Below are 14,833 nucleotides of genomic sequence, written 5' to 3' on the forward strand. Positions count from 1 at the left end.
TATGCGCGTACTCGTCACCGGCCATCAGGGTTACCTCGGCACCGTGATGGTGCCGGTTCTGCAGGCCGCGGGGCACGACGTGGTGGGGCTCGACTCGGGACTGTTCGCCGACTGCATCCTCGGCCCGGCGCCGACCGATCCCCCCACGCTCGGCGCAACCGAAGACCGACCGTTCGGCACCGATCTGCGCGACGTGACGGTCGACCAACTCACCGGTTTCGACGCCGTGATCCACCTGGCTGCGCTGTCGAACGATCCGCTCGGCGCGCTCGCCCCCGAAATCACCTACGACATCAACCACCACGCGTCGGTACGGCTTGCCCGACTGGCAAAGGAGGCCGGCGTCGCGCGGTTCCTGTATGCATCGACGTGCTCCGTGTACGGCTCGGCGGGCGAAGATCTAGTCACCGAGGATGCTCCGCTGCGCCCCCTGACGCCGTACGCAGAAAGCAAAGTCCGCGTCGAAGACGATGCCGCGGCCATGGCCGACTCCAGCTTCACGCCTGTATTCCTGCGCAATGCAACGGCTTTCGGCTTCTCTCCCAGGCTGCGCGCCGACATCGTGCTGAACAACCTGGTCGGTCACGCCGTCCTCACCGGTGACGTCCGCGTGCTTTCCGATGGCACGCCGTGGCGTCCACTCGTGCACGCGCAAGATATCGCCGCCGCATTCGAGACCTGCCTCACCGCACCTGTGGAGAAGATCGACTGCGTCGCCTTCAACGTCGGCACCGAGAAGAACAACCTCACGGTCGCGCAGATCGCGCAGGCCGTCGTCGACGTCGTCCCGGACTCGAAGTTGCTCATCACCGGCGAAAGCGGCGCCGACCCGCGCTCCTACCGCGTGGACTTCTCCCGGATGCGCGAGGCCCTCGGCTTCGAGGCGCAGTGGACAATTCCCGACGGCGCGGCGGAGCTGTACAAGGGCTACATTGCCGGCGGCTTGACCAGCGACGACTTCTTCAAGCGCTTCACACGCCTTCCGCACCTCGAGAAGTTGCAGGGCGAAGGCATTCTCGATCAGTCGATGCGCCGAATCTAGATTCGCTCGAGCAATTGCGCCCAACTTGCGGCCGCCGCGTCGCGCGCAGAGACCGTGGTAACCGGCAACGGCCAGTCGATGGCGAGGTCGGCGTCGTTGTAGGCGACGCCGATGTCCTCTGTCGGGTCGTGCGGCCGGTCGATGCGGTAACACACGTCGGCCGTGTCGGTCAGCGCCTGGAAGCCGTGCAGAAAGCCGGGCGGGACGTACAGATGCCGAAAGTCTTTGTCGTCCAACTGGAATGCCTGCTGCTTACCGAAGGTCGGGGACTCCCTGCGGATGTCGACCAGCACGTCGAGTACAGCACCGTTCGCGCATCGGACGAGCTTCGCTTCACCGCGGCCAAGTCGACCGTGCATGCCCCGGATCACGCCTTTACCCGATCGGGATTGCGAATCCTGCAGGAAAGACGCAGACACACCGGCACCGAGTACGTCGTCGAAAATCGTCGCATCGAACGTACGCGTAAAGAATCCGCGTTCGTCGCAGAAAGGGCTCGGGATGAGAACGAGAACGTCCGCCAGTTCGGCTGTTTCTATGCGCACCCGTCAATGCTCCCATGAGTGAGTGCCGCGGTTGCGGGAGTTCGGAACTGCACAGGGTGCTCGACCTGGGCAAAGTTCCGGCAGCAGACCACTTCCCGCTCGCTGCGGACCCGGTTTCCGTCGACGAGGCGACCCATCAGCTCGCGATGGACCTGTGCGGGAACTGCGGGCTCGCACAACTCGCCGACGACGACACGGTCACCGACGAACCGCGCGGCGTAGAGCCACAAGCATTGAAAGACCAAGCGGCGGACGCGGTTGCGCGGGTTCAGGAAGCCGGCTGGCTGACGGGTGCGACCGTCCGCGAATTCGGCAGCCCGCACGGCGGCACGTGGATCCCACTGCTTACCGAGCGCGGCTTCAGCGAAGCAGCTGCGGATGCACCGGCCGACGTCGTCCTCGATTGCTTCGGGATCATGCACGAACCTGACCAGCGCGCGGCGTTCGCTGCCAGGGCAGCAGCCACAGCACCGTCCGGAGTGCTTCTCCTGCAATATCATTCGCTGTCGACCATCGTCGCGCAGGGCCAGTGGAATGCACTGCGGCACGGACACTTCGCGTATTACTCGCTGCGTGCCCTGCTGCGCCTACTCGCCGACGCGGGTATGCACCCCACTGCCGCATGGGAATTCGACCTCTACGGAGGCACGGTGCTGATCGCCGCTCAGCACGGCAGGGGTGCGATACCCGACGTGGTCACCGATATCCTCCGCCGCGAAGATGCCGTCGGCTCGACCTCTCCCACGGCGGTTTCGAGCTTGCAAGCTGCGATGGACAAACATGTCCACAGCCTCAGCGCGTGGTTGACGGCCGAGCATGCTGCCGGGCACCGGGTGTACGCCTACGGCGCCGCTTCGCGAGCCGTTGCACTCTTTGCCATGGCCAAGGCCCACAGCGGCGTCATCACAGGAGTCGCGGACGCCTCCCCAGCCAAGCAAGGCCGTCGCATGCCTGCGACCGACGTGCCGATCATTTCGCCGGAGGCGTTGGTTGCCGCAGCGCCGGACCGGGTGTTGCTCACCCTGCCAGACCTCATCGGCGAGGTTCGCGCGCAGTTTCCGAGGCTCGACGGCCGTTGGGTGATCGATTCACCGGAGTCGCTTCAACAGCCACCTTGGACGAACGAGCGGATGTAGCCGGCGGTCTGGTAGATGTACTGCCACACCCATTCCTGCGGCGGTATCGACACTGGGCTGGGCGACATGATCAGCTCACCGTCGTAGCATTTTTCGAAGATGTACCGCGTGCGCGAGATGTGCGGCATGAAGGTGACGACGATGACCGACTTCCAGTTGCGCTCCTGCGCAACCTTTCTCAACTCTCGAGCCTCGCCCAAGGTAGTTGGCGGGTCCGGGCGGAAACACTCGACGGTAAAGCCCTCGTACTCCCGCGAACACCGACTCGTCAGGAACAGATCGCTCGGCCCACCCGGCTGCGACAACAACAGATGCGGCGCCCAACCCTGGCTGGCGAGCTCGAACCCATACGTGTATCGCTCGTAGTAGCCGTAGCCCCCGATAACGAGAATCGCGTCCGCCTTGCGCAGGCTGTCGATCTGCGGCTTGACGTACACCGGCCAGCCGGCAAATCCAGCGACGACGAACGCAACGAGAAGTACGGCGGCAGCCTGCCAGATTCGCCGCGTCGGCGGCCGCTTCACAGTTCGGGAAGGTCGGTTCGCGAGATGGTTAGCTCGGCGAAAGTCATCCCTTCACTCTAGCGACGAGCTTTCCGGCCGCGTGTCCGAAGACCCGCTCGACACGCTGCTTGATGGGATGCACACTGCGCATCAGCCCCGGCATCAGATTGACCACGAGCACGACCGCGCCGGCCCGAACCGTCTTACGCTGCGCGAACGCCTCACGAGCGTTCTTCCGCGCAGAGTCGTCGTCGCCCTCCAGCAACGCCAACCGCGCATGTCGAATGTGCTTCCAGTAGCGGATCGTTCGCAGCGTCTGATCCAGCGCTGCACGCTCGTCGGGGTTCTTCAGCGGCATCACCGCCATGTACGACCGCACCAGTTCGGCTTCGAACGAATCGATCTTTTCTGGATCGCGCGTCAGCGAGTCCATCCGTAACCGATATCTGGCGAGCCGCTGCGGCAGCACCCGACCGTCGTATTCCGGAACCAGCCGGAGCCAGATGATGACGGACTCGTGTACACCCGGGATGCCCGGATCGTAACCGCCGACCGCATCCCACACCTCGCGCCGAATTGCCGCGGTGTAGTACGGCACGTAACCGGCCAAGATATCGGTCATCGTCAAGCGGTGTGCCGGGTCGGGACGCTTCTTCACCCCGACCGACCGCAAGTAGCCGGCCGGCAGGTCGTCGTTGTCGTTCTCGAATCGGTAGGCATCCACGCTGACCGCATCGACCGCAGGATTTGCATCGAGAAACTTGCCGACTGCCGCGCAGAAGCCCGGCATCAGTTGATCGTCACTGTCGAGAACACACAGGTAGTCGCCGGTCGCGTGCTTCGCGGCAGACATCACGCCGCCGACATAACCGCGATTCTCGTGGCGCACGAGCTTGATGCGGGGATCGGCTTCGGCGTACTCGTTGATGATTGCGGCCATCTCATCGGAGTTTCCGTTGTCGACGACGATGAGTTCCCAGTCGTCCGACGTCTGCCCGACGACGGTGTCGATTGTGCTGCGAATCAAGTTCTCCGTTTGATACGCGGTGGTGAGAAAGCTGAACCTCGGTGCGGCAGTCATTGTTTCGTTGCTACCAGCCGATCCCGACGTATCCCGGCTGTAACCGCCGCTGCTCGGCATCGGGCAGTCGCACCAGGTCGATGACCGTCCGATCCGGCCCCAGAGTGTCGATCGCCTCGACGACGGCCTTGTCTTTGGTCCCGGCGACGAAGACTTCTCCGTGCTCGAGCACCGACTCGATTTCGCCGGTGAGCAATTGCCCGATGTGCGGTAGATGCTCTTCCAGGTAAGCGCGGTTGGCACCCATCAGCCTCGACAATGCGACGTTCGCGTCGTAGATACGTACGTCGTAGCCTTTGCCGATCAGCCGTTCCGCCAGGTCGACGAGCGGGCTCTCACGCAGATCGTCGGTGCCCGACTTGAAGGAGAGGCCGAAGATGCCGACCTTCCGCTTGCCGAGGCCGATCACGATGTCTACCGCGCGGCGCAGTTGGGCTTCGTTCGACACGAGGACGTTGGCCAGCACGGGCAGCTCGAGGTCGTGCTGACGCGCTGTGTGCGTCAGTGCCCGGACGTCCTTGGGCAGGCAGGAACCGCCGAAAGCGAACCCGGGGCGCAAGTACGCCGGGCTGATGTTGAGCTTGGTGTCGGCGAGGAACATCTCCATCACGGCGTGCGAGTCGAGGCCGAGAGTCGAACAGAGGGCGCCGATCTCGTTGCCGAAGGTCACCTTCAGCGCGTGGAAGCTGTTGTCGACGTACTTGGTCATTTCCGCAACTGCGATCGGTACTCGGAAGCGTGGTCCGTCGAGGCCCTCGTACAGGCTCATCACAGCTTCGCCGCTGCGCGAGTCACTTTCACCCACAACAGTTTTAGGCGGATTCTCGAAGTCCCACACGCTTGTGCCCTCGCGCAGGAATTCGGGGTTGACACACACCCCGAAGTCGACGCCCGCGCGCTTTCCGGATGCCTTCTCCAGCAACGGAATCAGCACCGTCTCGCACGTGCCGGGAACCATCGTGCTGCGGAATACGACGACATGCCAGTCAGCCTTGTCCGCCAGCGCCGCCCCGATTTCTTCACTCGCGCTTTCGAGGTAACGGGTGGAAAGGCCACCACCGGGCGCCGACGGCGTACCGACACACACGATCGAGATATCGGACTCGCGCACCGCCGTCGCCGCATCGTTCGAGACGGTCAGCCTCCCGGAGGCCACGACATCAGCCGTCAGTTCACCGATACGTTCCTCGACAACGGGGGCCTTGCCCTGGCGCAAGAACTCGACTTTCTGCGGGTTTACGTCGACACCGATAACCGCGTGGCCTCGTGCGGCCAGGCACGCTGCCGACACACATCCGACGTACCCGAGTCCGAAGACGCTGACTGCCAATTGGCCTGCCGCAGTTGCAGACTGCTCGCTCACGATGGTCACCTCCGCGAATCGTCAAAACACACTCAATCGTTACTTTGCAATTCTGTTGTCTGTGTAGAAATTCGATCCGTGTGCATTTGCACGTGAGCGTCCAAACGAGTATCGATTGTCAAAATACAGGGGGCGCCGGAATCGGTCCATGTCAGGTCGACGACGCCATCGGAATACGCCACTTTCACGTTCTCGACGCCAACATTCTCCACAAATTCCGCATTCTCGAACGGCGTAAGTACGGTCGCGAGGACAAGTGGCAATTCTGCCGCGCAATACCAACCGAGCAACCATGCCGGTGACCGGGACTCCAACCGGGTCGACCACCAACCGAGGTTGGTCGCCTCGTCGCCGCGAACGTGCTGACCCTGCAGGCTGGTGGTCGCTGTCGCGGCGATGTGCAGGACCGAACGGCCGTCCTTCGTGACGAGACAGTCCGTGTCACTCACCGCAACATCCAGCGCGGGGTGGATCGGCCATGACGCCCGCACATCGTGTGTGCCTGCGCCCGAGAGCCGATCCACAACCACGATCGAACGGGCATCCGGGTGCGCAATCAACCAGCGCCGGTGCACAACTGGCTCGGCGAGTTGCTCGTAGCCGTAGTGCTCGGCGTCGACCACACCATTGGCGAGATCGACAGACCGCACGTGCGTCCGCGCGTGCATGGTCCAGAGGAACGGTCCGCCTATTGTCGATTGGTTCGTGCCGTCGACTTCGACGGTCGCATGGGCGCGCGTGCCGCGGTGAACATCCCGCCAGGCGGGATTTCCGTAGTAGCTACCGGTGCCCGGGTCGCCGACAATGTCTTGCTCGCCAACGCTGATCCCGACCGCCAGCGCGTCGGCATGCCCGTGCGCGGCGATCGAGAGATAGCCGAGCGGCGCTACGTCCATCAGCGTCCGGACCGCGCCCCGGCGCAGCACGACAAGCCCCCCGATGGGAGCGTAAGCCGAGGTCCGCCCATCGGCCGGATCGCCACTGAGGATCAGTTCGCCCGCGGGAGTCGAGGATCGCCGAAGCCGTTCCGGCACATCGATTTCCGCTAGCCAAGCGGCGGAAAGTGTCGGGACACCGAACCGCCCGGCCGCAACGTTGCCGCCGAAGGACGCAACGGCGCCGAGGTGCTGGCGAATTGTGCGACGCGGCTCCGTCCCGAGCCGCAGCGCGAACCCTTCGTCCTCGTCCCCGTAGCGGGGATCCGGATCGTCCGGACCGACAAGCGCACCGAGATAAGTCGCGCTGCGTTCGACCGCGTCGAGAAATTCGGGACGAAAGTCGTTGCGACTGCGCAACAACGCCGAGATGAGAAGTAAAAAGTCAGCGGTGAACACCTGGTAGCCGACCGCCTGTTCGGCCGCGGCACCATCGGCAAGAATTTGCAGGTCGGCCTCGCGCACCAGACCGGCTATCGCCGATTTCTCCCAGTTGGCTGCCGCGGGCAAGTCCGGAAAGAACATCGCGACGACGGCCAGGCCCGTGAGCTCGCCGACCAGGTGGTTATTGGCAGAACTGAATCTCGAGCGTTCGATCCAGCACCGGCGCGCACTGATTGCCAGTACCGAAACGAGGCGGCGATAACGGTCCACGGTCAAGTCCGGCGAATCGCGCAGTCCTTGCATGGCGACCGTCACCGATATCGCGCGAATCCCTGCTTCGAATGCGCCCCGCCAGGCAATTCCCACGCCCGGCGGATTTTGTTCCAGCCACGAATCGAGTTGGGCGAACGCGGCTTTGCTGTAACGGTCGTCGCCCGTGAACAACCACGCCTGGGCCAGCCACGGAAGATGTTGCAACCGGTTCAGTTCCCAGATCCACTTGGCGTCGCCGGCGGCCGTTCGGTGATCGATCTTCGCCGCCGGGATTGCCGGCCAGCGGACGTCCGCGATGGGGTCGTGGTTCCAGTCGATGGGCTCTGCCAGTTCGACTCGCGGGTACGCGAAGAAACCGAACTTCCGCGCGGCTACGAGATCCGCGGCCGCAACAAGTTCCTGGACAGCTGCAGGATTCTGCGCCGCGATGCGCGCAGCCCGATCACGGTCGAGCAGCACGGGCCGCTCGGTTGCGGCCCGGAAGCGGTCGAGGGACGCCTGCCATTGCTCGTCGGACCATTCGGGGACCGCTTTACCCGGATCGCGGCCGAGTCTTTCGTCAGCCACTCGGACGAAACGCCACGCGATCTCACGGGCACCCATCGAACGCAGACGGCGGGCATACCACTGCAGTCTCGCCACGATCCCCCCTTCCGTCGAGAGTGTCCGACTCGAAACTATAGGTCAACCGCGGGCAGCCGCCCCTCGAAACCGAACCGACCGATCCGCTCGGTCCACGAGATTCGCCGAGATGTTGCCATCCCCGTCGGAGCTGTTCGTGCAAGCCGCGCGACCAGTGGCGCGCAGCACAGATCCGACCTCGGTCGCGGGCTCATGCCACAATGGTGACGTGGCAGACGACGGAACCGGGCGCAGGCCTGCCTGGCCAAGTCTGCTGGTCCTGTGCGTCGCTGCGGTTTTGCTGGGTGTTTCCTGCGGGTCGGCCGATACCGTGATGCCGGGCACGTCGGCGCAGGCACCACCCGCCATCGACCTCGATCCGTCGGTCCCGTTTCCGCGCACCGCAACCTACTTCCTCGAACACAACGACATACCGACTGTCGACGAACTCGCGCGCTACGACGTCGTCGTCCTCGACAACGAATGGGCAAACCGGCTGCCCCGGGCCTTCTTCGACGAACTGCGGATCAAGAATCCCCAGATCGAATTGCTCGCGTACGTGAACCTGATCGACTCCGTGCACGAGATCGGCGCCGAGAACTACTGGCAGAACGCCTACAAACTGTGGCAGATCAACTCCGACCGCGAGACCGAATTCCCCGACGAATGGCTGGCGCGCACTGCGGACGGAACACCGGTCCACGAGTGGCAGGACCGCGTGATGGCCAACCTCACCGACCTGGCGCCACGGCTCGACGGTTTGCTGTACGTCGAGTACGCGGTCGATTGGGTTGCCGAGCAGGTGTGGTCGAGCGGGGTCTGGGACGGAATCTTCCTCGACGTCTGGGGCGAGCGAATCTTCAGCGCCGACAGCGACCGCTGGGACATCGACCGTGACGGGTACGACGATCTCGACGAGGACATCTACGGTCCCGGCAAGCCGCTCGACCGCGGGCTGACGATCGGCGAAGATCGCCTGCGCGCCAAGATTCCCGACGCGATCCTTGTGGCGAACGGTGCCCGCACGATGCGCGACGGGCGCCTCAACGGCGTCGTATTCGAAAACTTCGCCGATCCCGCACACGATCGCGATCCCGCGTTCGATCTCGATGCATATGTCACGGCCGCTGCAAGCGATGAGGCCCGAGATCCGCGCCTGACGATGACGATCAACAAACAGGACAGTGGCGCCGCGCCGCCGGACGCGCTTCGCAAAGCCAGATTCGAGTTCGTTGCGACGTTGCTGCAGAACGGCTTCTGGGCACCGATGGGTGCCAACTACGGCGCTATCGAGTATTACGACGAAATGGACGGTGGCGGGTTGGGGAAGGACTATCTGGGCCACGCGCTCGAACGCAGCCCGACCATGGACGATCTGTCGAAACCGAACGACGAGGGCACCGGATCGCCCGCACCGGGGGTTTTTCGCCGCGACTTCGACAATGGGATCGCACTGCTGAACTCCACCGACGCGCCTGTGGAAATTCGCCTCGAAAGCAGCTACCAGAAGCTGCGGGGCACCCAGGATCCGGTAACGAACGACGGTAGCCGAGTCGATACGGTCACCGTGCCCGCACAAGACGGAATTGTTCTGGTTCGGTGAAGCGCGACCGCGCACCGCATAACATATGGCCGGTGAGCCACCCGAGCCGCGCCGCCGCGTGCCTGTTCGCAGTCGTGTTTGCTGTGTCGGCTGTCGCGGGATGCGGCAACTCCGACACCTCGGACGATCCCGACCCGGTTACGACGACGAGCCTTTCCCCCGCGCAGGTTGTCGTGGCGGCGGGTGTGGACCGCAAGACCCGCTCGCCGGATGGCGACGCTGTCGCGATCGTCCTCACCGGCATCACCCTCAGCCGGCAAGACGGGTTCGATCGCGTCGTCTTCGAGTACACCGGCAACGCGACACCGGGCTGGGCGGTCCAGTACATCGACAAAGCGATCCAGAACGGCACCGGGCAGGCACTGCTGGTGCCTGGCCAGTCCCTCCTCGAAGTGCTGATCCGAGAAGCGGTCAGCCCGTTCGACGCGGGCGCCAAGGCCTATCCCGGTCCGCCGATCGTTCGCGATCCGGCGGCGAAAGCGGTCCTCGAAGTTCACTATTCGACCGTGCTCCGCGGCGTCACGCAGGCCTTCATCGGGCTGAATTCCTTTCAGCCGGATTTCAACGTCACTGCGTTGAGCAACCCGACGCGGATTGTTGTCGACATTGCTGGATAAATCCCCGGCCGCCGTGTCGAAGCCGGCGGTTGCCCTGCTGTTCGTTTCCGTATTCGCGGTGCACACCGCATATGCGGTGTTGATCGGCAACAACGGCTGGGACGACGGCTCGATCACCGTTGCCTTCGCGCGGACGTTTGCCGACGACGGTCGAATCGCTCTGACGCCCGTTTCCGAGGTCGTCGAGGGTTATTCGAGTCCATTCTGGTTTTTGCTGCTGGCAGCAACGTACTTCGTGACACCGCTCGGTTTCGACGGCATGATTCTGGCAAGCCAACTGTGGACCGGATTCTTCTGCGCCGTCGGCGCAGTGGTGCTCTACCTGATTCTTCGCCCGCTGGCCGGTCGCGCCGCGCTGCCGATCAGTCTCGCCGTGTTCATCACTGGCATCTTCCTGAACGAGACTGCGAACGGCATGGAGATGTCGGCACTGTGCGCTGTCGCACTCGGCATCGTCTACCTATTGCGCAACTACACCGCTGCGCTGCCCGGTCTGATCGCGCTCGCCGCTGCGACGCCGTGGGTTCGCTTCGAGGCAGCCGGCTACGTCATCGCCGGAGCGGTGCTGCTCGTCGTGGTTTCGCGTGACTACCGTCGTGCCGGTGCGCTGTTCCTCGGCGTCGTCGCGTCGCTGGCGGTGCTGACCGCCTTGCGCTTGGCGATATTCGACTCGATCGTCGCGAACACGATCATCGCGAAACGTTCCGAGCCGTACACGATGGGCGAATCACTCGTCGATCGTGTGTCTGCGTCGAAGACGGTCGTCAAAGAGTTGCTCTACGTGCTGGCGCCCGCGGCCGTCATCGCGGTCCTCGCCATCGCAGGGACTCGGCTGCCGAAGTTCGGCGGCAAGGCCGCCATCGCTACATTGACGTCGCGATCGGTCGATCCCGCGACGGGATTTGTGCTCGGCTATCTCGCCGGCGCCGCGGCGTTCAATCTCGCGATCGGCGCAAACTGGGGCTACACGGGCCGAATGGAAATGTCGATGGTCGCGCTCGCGATCGTGGTCGTCGCCTTCTGCGCTCCGATTGCGATCGGTTCGCTGCAAGCACCGTGGCGCATCGGCGCACTGGTCCTCGCACTGATCGCCCTGTCGGCGTACGGCCTCGAACGGACGCCGCTCGAAGAACGGTTCGGCGCAAGCGAACAGGGTGCGATAACGCCGGCCTCCTACCGCGAGACCGGAGAGGCGATCGATTCGATTCGGACGAGCCTCGGACTCGACACCATCGCGGCGGTCACTCCGGACGTCGGCGGATCGAGCCTGTGCTGCCCGAATATCGAAATCCTCGATCTCGGACTTCTTGCCAACAAGGAGTTGGCGCGTGACGGATACGAAGGTATCGGCGCCTATCTCGAGGAGCACCGGCCCGATGTGATCGAAACTCATTCGGTCTGGTCGGACGCGTCGCACATGTACGACATCGAATTCTTTCGAGAAACGTACTCGCCGGTCGCCGTCGACGATATGTGGTTCTATCTCCGCAACGATCATCTCGCCGCGGTACAGAATCGATGCCACGCCATTGCGCCGGACACAGCCGAAGAGTTCCGCTACCGCGGCGACAGCGTCGACGAGGAGTACATCGCGTCGCTGGATTTGCAAACTGTTTGCCAGCTCGGCTGACGGACATCGGATTCTCCGGGCTGTGCAACTGCCACTACCGGTAACGTTGTGTCGGGTGCCGCGCGATGGTTCCGGTGAACCATAGGCCGGCTGGCACGGCAATTTACGCTGGCTCTGCCAGGATGCTCGGGCAACCGCGCAACTGGCCTGTTGACGGAGGGCATTTGTCCAGCAATTTCGGTGTCCTGATCGACCGAATTCGGCGTTATAAATGGTTGGTCGCAATAGTCACGCTTATTGGGGCAATCGGCGGAATCAGCTCTGCAATGACCGCCAAGACCGAATACATTGGGCAAGCCGTACTCACCGCCGCTACCGAATCTCGCCCCGCCGAGGAGGACACCGGTCTTTCGCAGGGTTACGTCTTCTTCTTCAACGAGCCTTCCTACCAGGTTGGACTTGCCGAGCGCGCCGGTGTCGAGGGTGATGTGCTCGCCTACAGCGCACGAACCGCAGCATTGAGTCCGGTCTTCTACATCACTGCCACATCCAATTCCGCTGACGAAGCGCAGAAAGCCGCCACCACGATGGCGCTGCAATTCGCCAAGGAAGTCAACGATGAGTTCCAGCAAACAAGGGACGCCACGATCGCGGCGATGACGAAAGAGTTGCAGGACATCTGGGGCGCGCGACTCGCGCTGAACGAGCCGCAAGCGCTCAGCGCGCAGGCGCAACTGCAGCAACGGATCAACGATCTGCTGGCGAACCGCGTCAACGACGTGACGGTCCTGCAACCAGAAGGGGGCGTCGTCGCCCTCGGTCCCGCGAAGGCACAGGACGCAGCACTCGGCCTACTGGGCGGCCTCTTGCTGGGTTGCATCGCCGCTGTCCTGTTCGGCGCCATTTCCAAGCGAATCGTCACCGACTACGACGTCGCGGGGAAGGCGGGACTCGAGGTTCTCGAAGTCCTTCCTCCTACCGGAGATCCGCGATACAGCGGTGCACGGGCAGTCCGCCTCGGGCACCTTGCAAACATCGTTACCCGGCCACAGCCGGGGCACAGCACAACCATTGCGGTGGCGGCCTCCGCCGGTGGACCGACTGCCGACGAGATCGGCACAGCGATCGCGACACATCGCGCAGCGCAGGGCATTCGGACGGTCCTCATCCACGCCGACCTGCACGAAGGCACCGGTGACCGACGCGGGCTTGCCGACCTACTCTCACCGACCGACCCGATCGGCCTCGCCGATGCGCTCACAGAAGTGTCGGCGAACTTCCATACGATCGGCCCCGGTGTCGCCCGTGCGAATCCGGTCGCCCTGTTCGAGCCGACACGGTGGTCGGACCTCCTCGCGACCCTGAAGAGCCGCGCCGACCTGGTCGTCGTGTGTGCTCCTGCGCTTGCCCGAAACGCCGAAGCCCAGGTGATCGCCGACGCTGTCGACAAGACGTTGTTGGTCGTTGAGCAGGGCACTCGCGTCGATGACGTCCGTGAGGCCGTCAGGGTTCTCGAACAGGTCGGCGCCGAGCTTGCCGGCGTGGTCCTCGCGGAAACCGGCGCCACCGCACCGGTCGGCAAGGACGTGCCGGCGCAGGCTCGGCCCGAAACAGTGGGCGCGACCGCCGCAGGCTCGGAATGACTGCTCACGCCGACGCGCCGATTGCGGTCGACGAACCGGAGCCGGCGGCTCCCGCGGCGGTCCCGCGCTTCTTCGGCAAGTATTCGAAATTAATAGTTCTCGGCGGGCTCGGTTGCGTGGCAGCCCTTCTCGTGGCAGCGAGCGCGCCCGCAGGAATCGGGATGATGGCTGCGTCGGCGGGAATCGGCATCGTCGTCGTCTCGGTCGGTCTGCGTTACCCGGTGTGGGCGCTGCTCTTCATGCTGTTCGCCATCTTCCTGCGACTCGCTCTACCGAAGGTAGGCACCGATCCGTTCCTTCTCGCCTTCTGCGGCCTGATCGTATCCACGGCGATCTGGTTGCTCGGCAACCCGCGCGAACGTCCGCGGTTAGGGCTCGTCGAGCTTGCGATGGTCGTCTACGTCGCGTGGAACATCTACTCGATCGCAACGCCGCACGAACTGCCGGTCTTGATATTTCCCGAGTTCGGCGGCACTTTTTCGTTGCCGCGGTATCTGCTGATCGGCACGGTTCTACCATTCGTCACCTACATCATCTGCCGGGCAATTTTCAGCACGGTGTCAAGCGTGCGACTGCTCATGTACTTCGTCGTTTTCGTCGGCGCGTACTCGGCAGCCGTCAGCATCATGCAATTCACCGGCCCGACCTCCCTGATCTTTCCGCGCTATATCGTCGAGGCACCCAACTGGGTCGGACGGGCAAATGGCGTGCTCAATCAACCCGGTGCCAACGGCATCGTGTTGATCGCCGGGTTCGTCGCTGCGATTGCGCTGTCCACGCTCACCGATCAGCGCTGGAAACGCTATGTCCTCTGGTTCATCTCGGCAGCCTCGACCTACGCCATCTACCTGACTCACACGCGCGCCATCTACGTTGCTTTCCTGATGGTCCTCGTCATGGGCGCCGCAATGGCGAAGGGCTACCGGCGCCCGTACGTCACCACGATCGTCCTGATCGTCATCGGCGTTGCCATGAACTGGTCGACGTTCACTAGCTCGGACCGCGACAAGGGTGGCGTCGGTTCGACCAACGAGGTGTACGACAGACTGAACGCCGATGCCACCGCGGTCTGGGCCTTCCTCGAAAAGCCTTGGGAGGGATGGGGACTCGGCCGGTTTGTCGCCATCAATCTGTACCACCACCAGAAGTACTCCGAAGACACCCCGTGGATCCGTGGCGTCGGCGTCTCTTCACACGAAAACGAACTCGGCATTCTGTCCGAACTCGGCATCATCGGGTTGGTGCTCTGGCTCGCAGTGCTGTTCTTGATCTTTCAGCGTCTGATCCGCGGACTGCGGACGCTGCCCGAAGCCGGATTGACCGGTCGGCCGCTAGCGCTCGTCGCCTTCGCCTGCATTTCGTCGCTGGTGTTGCTCGGGTTCTTCGCTGATCTGCGCCTGCTCGACTACCCGAACACGATGGTCATGGCGCTCGCGGGCGCTGCCGTCGGGGCGCTCGATCGCGAGAACCGGGCAAAAGAGAAACCTTTCGTCCGGTTACCGAAATTGCGGTTCTGA

At 63.6% G+C, this 14,833-nt stretch carries 12 protein-coding genes; 7 read left to right on the forward strand and 5 right to left on the reverse strand.

The genetic code is table 11. The features are described from left to right. The first annotated feature begins 1 nt into the window (after window position 1). Complete coding sequence (locus tag JGU72_RS04820; protein WP_199682577.1) at window positions 2–1,042, forward strand: NAD-dependent epimerase/dehydratase family protein; 1,041 nt, start codon at window positions 2–4, stop codon at window positions 1,040–1,042. On the opposite strand, the gene rfbC is transcribed toward JGU72_RS04820, so the two are convergent. Then, window positions 1,039–1,587: a dTDP-4-dehydrorhamnose 3,5-epimerase gene (rfbC, locus tag JGU72_RS04825; protein WP_199682578.1), complete on the reverse strand. Its 549-nt coding sequence runs from the start codon at window positions 1,585–1,587 to the stop codon at window positions 1,039–1,041. The two genes, JGU72_RS04820 and rfbC, sit on opposite strands and share 4 nt — an antisense overlap. A gap of 14 nt (window positions 1,588–1,601) precedes the next feature. On the opposite strand from rfbC, the gene JGU72_RS04830 reads away from it, so the two are divergent. Beyond that, window positions 1,602–2,723, forward strand: a complete 1,122-nt coding sequence (locus JGU72_RS04830; RefSeq protein ID WP_199682579.1) for a class I SAM-dependent methyltransferase — start codon at window positions 1,602–1,604, stop codon at window positions 2,721–2,723. Here the strand turns inward: JGU72_RS04830 and JGU72_RS04835 are convergent. From JGU72_RS04835 to JGU72_RS04850, 4 genes are read right to left on the reverse strand one after another with little or no spacing between them, the layout of a single operon-like run. Then, entirely contained in the window at window positions 2,690–3,247 is a 558-nt protein-coding gene (locus JGU72_RS04835) for a YdcF family protein (protein ID WP_307828292.1), read from the reverse strand. The genes JGU72_RS04830 and JGU72_RS04835 overlap by 34 nt on opposite strands. Window positions 3,248–3,290: 43 nt before the next feature. After that, complete coding sequence (locus JGU72_RS04840) at window positions 3,291–4,307, reverse strand: glycosyltransferase family 2 protein (protein WP_199682580.1); 1,017 nt, start codon at window positions 4,305–4,307, stop codon at window positions 3,291–3,293. A gap of 10 nt (window positions 4,308–4,317) precedes the next feature. Further along, a complete protein-coding gene (locus tag JGU72_RS04845) occupies window positions 4,318–5,670 on the reverse strand; it encodes a nucleotide sugar dehydrogenase (protein WP_307828293.1) in 1,353 nt (450 codons plus the stop codon). A 32-nt stretch (window positions 5,671–5,702) separates the two neighbouring features. Next, window positions 5,703–7,904, reverse strand: coding sequence for an alginate lyase family protein (locus JGU72_RS04850; RefSeq protein WP_307828294.1), 2,202 nt, complete (start codon window positions 7,902–7,904; stop codon window positions 5,703–5,705). 208 nt (window positions 7,905–8,112) lie between these two features. Here JGU72_RS04850 and JGU72_RS04855 point away from each other — a divergent pair, with 208 nt between their 5' ends. The 5 genes from JGU72_RS04855 to JGU72_RS04875 all read left to right on the forward strand — a co-directional run bounded on the left by JGU72_RS04855 (window position 8,113) and on the right by JGU72_RS04875 (window position 14,833). Next, entirely contained in the window at window positions 8,113–9,486 is a 1,374-nt protein-coding gene (locus JGU72_RS04855) for a putative glycoside hydrolase (RefSeq protein WP_307828295.1), read from the forward strand. A gap of 32 nt (window positions 9,487–9,518) precedes the next feature. Further along, a complete protein-coding gene (locus tag JGU72_RS04860; protein ID WP_199682582.1) occupies window positions 9,519–10,103 on the forward strand; it encodes an AMIN-like domain-containing (lipo)protein in 585 nt (194 codons plus the stop codon). After that, window positions 10,093–11,733 carry a hypothetical protein gene (locus JGU72_RS04865; protein WP_199682583.1) on the forward strand — a complete coding sequence of 547 codons (1,641 nt, stop codon included), beginning with the start codon at window positions 10,093–10,095 and terminating at the stop codon, window positions 11,731–11,733. The genes JGU72_RS04860 and JGU72_RS04865 overlap by 11 nt, the downstream gene beginning before the upstream one ends. A 164-nt stretch (window positions 11,734–11,897) precedes the next feature. Continuing rightward, entirely contained in the window at window positions 11,898–13,316 is a 1,419-nt protein-coding gene (locus JGU72_RS04870) for a P-loop NTPase family protein (RefSeq protein ID WP_199682584.1), read from the forward strand. Next, window positions 13,313–14,833 carry an O-antigen ligase family protein gene (locus JGU72_RS04875; protein ID WP_199682585.1) on the forward strand — a complete coding sequence of 507 codons (1,521 nt, stop codon included), beginning with the start codon at window positions 13,313–13,315 and terminating at the stop codon, window positions 14,831–14,833. Before JGU72_RS04870 ends, JGU72_RS04875 begins: the two co-directional genes overlap by 4 nt.

This window comes from Antrihabitans auranticaus (genome assembly GCF_016481275.1).
GTDB lineage: Bacteria > Actinomycetota > Actinomycetes > Mycobacteriales > Mycobacteriaceae > Antrihabitans.